General features: G+C 64.0%; 1 pseudogene. It reads left to right on the top strand.

Annotation, left to right across the window (positions count from 1 at the left end):
• A pseudogene (locus tag ACYP5B_RS49965) lies at positions 1-258 on the top strand (transposase); the annotation flags it as partial.

Raw genomic sequence — 258 nt, 5'->3', positions numbered from 1 at the left:
TTGTGGGAAGCGGCCGACAGGGTCTGCGGCAAGCGCCTGAAGGCGTTGATCCCGACGTTGGTTGATGCCATGGAACGGCACGGCCATCTGGACCTGGATCCGGTCATCAAGGCCAAGCTCTTTCAAGTCAGCGCAGCGACCATCGATCGCATGTTGGCCGCTACGCGTTCACACATCGACGGGCAGCGCAAACGCCGCAAAGGCGTCGGCTCGGCCATCCGACGCAGCATCCCGGTACGCACCTTCGCCGACTGGCGC

The organism is Cupriavidus sp. 8B (genome assembly GCF_054589115.1).
The sequence above is the reverse complement of the archived record's forward strand: the minus strand, read 5'-3'. Positions and strand labels throughout refer to the sequence as shown.